This is a genomic window from Rhodanobacter sp. MP7CTX1 (assembly GCF_014205795.1).
Classification (GTDB): domain Bacteria; phylum Pseudomonadota; class Gammaproteobacteria; order Xanthomonadales; family Rhodanobacteraceae; genus Rhodanobacter.
The window spans coordinates 1-4,459 of sequence record NZ_JACHCN010000032.1 but is presented as its reverse complement, the minus strand read 5'-3'; the positions used below and the strand labels follow the sequence as shown (position 1 = coordinate 4,459).

Genomic DNA, 4,459 nt, shown 5'->3' with positions numbered 1-4,459 from the left:
CCGTATCGCCTTCGCACTGCTCAAGACCGATTCGCAGTATCAACCCAAATTACCCCAAACCACTTGCATGCAAACATAGAATCTCCCACAAAAAGAGGGCGGTCGCGCTCAGGCCTTCCCGGAGTCGATCCGTGGGGTACGCTCCTACCATTCGGCGACGGTGACGTACCAGGACATCAATGATGGATATCGCGCTGTACGTACTCGCCGCACTGCTGATCGTCGGCGGTATGGCCGGTGCCGTATTGCCGACGTTGCCGGGTATCCCGATGATCTTCGGTGGCATCTGGCTGGTGGCGGCGGTGGATCATTACCGGCATCTCGGCCTATGGTGGTTGCTGATCATCGGCGCGCTGGGCAGTATCGGGGTGATCGTCGATTTCATCGCCAGTGCGCTCGGCGCCCGACGCGTCGGCGCCAGCCGGCTGGCCTTGTGGGGTGCGAGCCTTGGTACGCTGATCGGGATGTTTTTCGGGGTGCCCGGGCTGTTGTTTGGGCCGTTTGTCGGCGCCCTGCTCGGCGAGCTGGCGTCTGGCAACAGCGTACTGCGCTCGGCGCATGTCGGCGTTGGCACCTGGCTAGGCCTGCTGTTCGGCACGCTGCTCAAGTTGGTGATTTCGTTCGTGATGGTCGGCCTGTTCGGACTGGCCCTGATGTTCGGTTGAGCGCCCATCCAGCGCCACGACCTTCGGCACATGGTTCTGCATCGCGCTGTCGCCTAGGCTGGGCTACCTCATAGGGAGCCTCACCCATGTCCAACCGTCTCGTCATCGCCATGGCGACTGCGCTGCTGGCCACCGCTGGCTCGGCGCAAGCTCAGACCGCCGCCGCGCCGCCCGCCTGGGTCGTACGCAGCAATGCCGACGCCCAGGTCGTACTCGACGCTCTGGCTCGCTTCAATCCGGAATTCGCATCGCAAATCGGCATTCCCGGCTACGACGACAAAGTCGCCGACCTCAAGCCAGACCTCGACGCACGTTCACGTGCGGCATTTCTGAAAGCGAAGGGGCAACTGGAGAAAATGCTGGCGACCGAGCACGACGCCAACGTGCAACAGGACCTGCACATCATGATCGACGCGGTCGACCAGCAGGTCGAGGGCATCGATCTCAACGCGAAGTACCTGTTGCCCGTCCAGGACATCGGCCAACTGATCTTCGGTGGCGAGTTCAACCTGCTGAAGGACGGTGTCGATGCGAAGCGGCACCCGGCCGCGTTGGCCCGTCTGCAGTGTTACATCGGCAAAGCGCCCGGCTGCACGCCGATCACTCAGCTGGCCGAAGCGCAGACCACCGAGCGGTTGGGCAACAAGGCGTTGCTCGGCCCGTACAAGGGTCAGATCGACCAACAGCTGGACAACACCTCGCACTACGTCGACGGGATTCGCCAGCTGTTCGCGAAAAACAAGCTGGACACTGCCGAAGGCAAGGCCGCGCTGGATACGCTGGCGCAACAATTGAAGGACTACGACAGCTGGGTACGCAGCACCGTGGTCCCGCATGAGCGCACCGACTTCCGCATGCCCGAGCCGCTGTATGCCTATACCCTCAAACAGGTCGGCATCGACATTCCGCCGCAGGAATTGCTGAAGCAGGCGGAACTGGAATTCGTCGAGATGCGCGGCGCGATGCAGATGATGGCGCCGGTGGTAGCGAAGGCCGAAGGCATCAACGCCACCGGTTACCAGGCGGTGTTTCAGGCGCTGAAGAAACAGCAGCTGCCGAAAGATCAGGTTATGCCGTGGTATCACGAAGTACTCGGCCAGATCGAGCCCACCATTCGTCGCGAGCGGATCGTCACCCTGCCTGACCGCCCGATGCAGATACGCCTGGCCTCGGACGCCGAGAACGCACAGATCCCGGCGCCGCACATGGATCCGCCGCCGTTCATCAACAACCACGGTGAGCAAGGCACCTTCGTGCTGAGCACCGGACATCCGGCGAACAAGGGCGACAACAGCCAGAGCTACGACGACTTCACGTACAAGGCAGCGGCCTGGACGCTCACCTCGCATGAAGGTCGCCCCGGCCACGAGCTGCAGTTCTCCGCGATGATTGAACACGGCGTGTCGCTGGCACGCAGCCTGTTCGCGTTCAACAGCGTCAACGTGGAAGGCTGGGCGCTGTATTCGGAATCCGAGATGCTGCCGTATGAGCCACCAGCCGGTCAGTTCGCCGCACTGCAGGCGCGCCTGATGCGTGCCGCACGCGCATTTCTGGATCCGATGCTCAACCTCGGCCTGATCAGCAAGGAGCGCGCGAAGGAGGTCCTGATCCGCGATGTCGGTCTGTCCGAGCCGATGGCGCGCGAGGAAATCGATCGCTATACCTTCAATAGCCCAGGTCAGGCCGCCTCGTATTTCTATGGCTACATGCGCATCCAGCAGTTGCGCCTCGAGACGGAGCTGACGCTGGGTCCGAAGTTCGATCGGATGGCGTTCAACGACTTCCTGATCGGCCAGGGCCTGCTGCCACCGGCGCAGCTTGCCGAGGCGGTACGTACGCAGTTCATCCCGGCTCAGCAGAAGCGCTGAGTCTGGGCCCGGCGGCAGCCCACCAGCTGCCGCCGACGCGCTGCCGCGAGATCAGCGACCGGGATGTCGCGAACGGGATCCATTGCTGAACGCCGGCGCGCTTCTAGCCAGCCAACCAGCAAGTTGCTTCGTGTCATGACATACCAACGCCGGCACGATGATGTAATGCCGGCTCGGCGCCGCACCTGGCTTTGCGATCAGCCGCTCTGCGCCTGCCAACTGCAGCAGTTCACGCTGGTCGACCGCCGCCAACTTCAGGGCCAGCCCGCCGGGCGTGAGCCACGCACAGGGCTTTTCATCCAGATAGGCCATCAGACCGCCGAACATCGCCTTGAAGCGCAGATCGTGCGGCTTGCCGAGATGCGCGGCGGCGTCTTCGAGATCGCGGCGCATCACGTCGAGTGAAGCGGGCATGATCACGCTGCCGCGGCGGGAATCACATACAGCAGCACGGCGAGGAAATGCAGCACGCTACCGGTCAACACGAACGCGTGCCATAGCGCATGGTGATAGGGCAGCCGGCGCCACAGGTAGAACGGCACGCCCAGCGTGTAGGCCACGCCGCCGCCAATCAGCAGCAACATGCCACCCGTCTGCAGATGCATGCTCAACGGCTTGAACGCGATCATGCCGATCCAGCCCATGCCCACATACAGCAACACGGCGAACTTGCGATAGCGCTTGAGTACGCCCAGTTCCAGCGCGCTGCCGATCAACGCCAGCGCCCACACTGCCGAGAACAAACTCCAGCCCCAGGTGCCGGGCAACGCGATCAGCGTGAACGGCGTATAGGTCCCTGCAATCAGCAGGAAGATCGCGATATGGTCGAGCGTGCGCAGCGCCGGTTTCGCGGCAACGACTGAAATCGAGTGGTACAGCGTGGACGCCGTGTAGAGTAGTACCAGCGTGGTTCCGTACACCGCACTGGCGATCACCACACGCGTGTCGCCATGCTGTGCGGCAAACGCCACCAGGGTCGTCAGACCAATGATGCTGAGCACGATGCCGATGCCGTGGATGACGCTGCTGGCAAGTTCGTCGCCAAAACTGTAGCGCGCGCCGACGGCAACGTTGGGTGAGGCGGACATGACCACTCCTGACAGGCAAGGAGGCGCGATGCAGCACTCCTGCAGTTACCTTAGCGGGGCCGCTCCGGCTTGCCTACTGCCGGTCGCTGACAGCGGACTAGGGTTCGATGATGAACGCACCAAATGCCACGCCAAGATTCCAGCCACTGCCCTTTCCAGTGAGTGCCAGCGAGACATTGCCCTTGGTCATCACCTGTGCCTTGGCCGCACTATCCTCGGTGCCCGCTTCGGCTTCGGCAGTCGCGTAGTGACCCAGTACTTCATGAATGTCGTGGATGCCGCTGAAGCGGCCATGGCCGTCGTCGATCCTGCTCTTGCCGAACGTCAAACCACCGCCCTTGGCGCGCAGTTGTACGTGCATGCTCTGACCGTTGCTGCAGTGGACCATGCCGCTGCCGCTATAGGTCTTGTAGAAGATCGACCAGCCGGATAGCTGAAATCCCATCTGACAGGACATGTCCCCAGCCTGCACCGGACTGCCAGCCAGCAGCGCGGCGCATGCCAACACCATCACAACCGTCCCTTTGATCAAACTCATTGCCGTTCCTCTCGCTACCACCGACCCAGTGCCGGTCGCTGATTGTTGCAGGCTTGCACCGACCGTGGTCGATGGCTGCGTTAACCCTCCTTAACTCCGCCTGCACGCCCAATCGACATGCACGAGGCCACACTACATCCGCGGATGTGCTGCATCCCCCTGTCATCCGCCTTTGGACCCCGCGATTCTCGTGGGGCTTTTTTTGGGTTCTTCACGGATTCCCGGGGAAGGCCGCTTTGATCTTCTTGAAGAAGTACTCGCTGTCACGGTAGCCATAAGCCATCCGTTTGATGACCTTGA

At 62.2% G+C, this 4,459-nt stretch carries 5 protein-coding genes; 2 read left to right on the top strand and 3 right to left on the bottom strand.

What is annotated here, in order from left to right; translation table 11 throughout:
* The first annotated feature begins 182 nt into the window (after positions 1 to 182).
* Both HDE77_RS20150 and HDE77_RS20145 read left to right on the top strand, forming a co-directional pair.
* Positions 183 to 665 (top strand): DUF456 domain-containing protein, encoded by a 483-nt coding sequence (locus HDE77_RS20150; protein WP_184419710.1) that lies wholly within the window; start codon positions 183 to 185, stop codon positions 663 to 665.
* 86 nt (positions 666 to 751) lie between these two features.
* Positions 752 to 2,533, top strand: a complete 1,782-nt coding sequence (locus tag HDE77_RS20145; protein ID WP_184419709.1) for a DUF885 domain-containing protein — start codon at positions 752 to 754, stop codon at positions 2,531 to 2,533.
* 51 nt (positions 2,534 to 2,584) lie between these two features.
* Here the strand turns inward: HDE77_RS20145 and HDE77_RS20140 are convergent, their stop codons facing one another.
* The 3 genes from HDE77_RS20140 to HDE77_RS20130 all read right to left on the bottom strand — a co-directional run bounded on the left by HDE77_RS20140 (position 2,585) and on the right by HDE77_RS20130 (position 4,153).
* A complete protein-coding gene (locus tag HDE77_RS20140; RefSeq protein WP_184419708.1) occupies positions 2,585 to 2,947 on the bottom strand; it encodes a TfoX/Sxy family protein in 363 nt (120 codons plus the stop codon).
* 2 nt (positions 2,948 to 2,949) lie between these two features.
* Complete coding sequence (locus tag HDE77_RS20135) at positions 2,950 to 3,621, bottom strand: hemolysin III family protein (protein WP_184419707.1); 672 nt, start codon at positions 3,619 to 3,621, stop codon at positions 2,950 to 2,952.
* A gap of 97 nt (positions 3,622 to 3,718) precedes the next feature.
* A complete protein-coding gene (locus HDE77_RS20130) occupies positions 3,719 to 4,153 on the bottom strand; it encodes a hypothetical protein (protein ID WP_184419711.1) in 435 nt (144 codons plus the stop codon).
* Between the last annotated feature and the right edge of the window lie 306 nt (positions 4,154 to 4,459).

What these genes read in the sequence shown, in the direction of transcription:
- HDE77_RS20150 (WP_184419710.1), top strand. Translation starts at nt 183, where the DNA reads ATGGATATCGCGCTGTACGTACTCGCCGCACTGCTGATCGTCGGCGGT.
- HDE77_RS20135 (WP_184419707.1), bottom strand. Translation starts at nt 3,621, where the DNA reads ATGTCCGCCTCACCCAACGTTGCCGTCGGCGCGCGCTACAGTTTTGGC.
- HDE77_RS20145 (WP_184419709.1), top strand. Translation starts at nt 752, where the DNA reads ATGTCCAACCGTCTCGTCATCGCCATGGCGACTGCGCTGCTGGCCACC.
- HDE77_RS20140 (WP_184419708.1), bottom strand. Translation starts at nt 2,947, where the DNA reads ATGCCCGCTTCACTCGACGTGATGCGCCGCGATCTCGAAGACGCCGCC.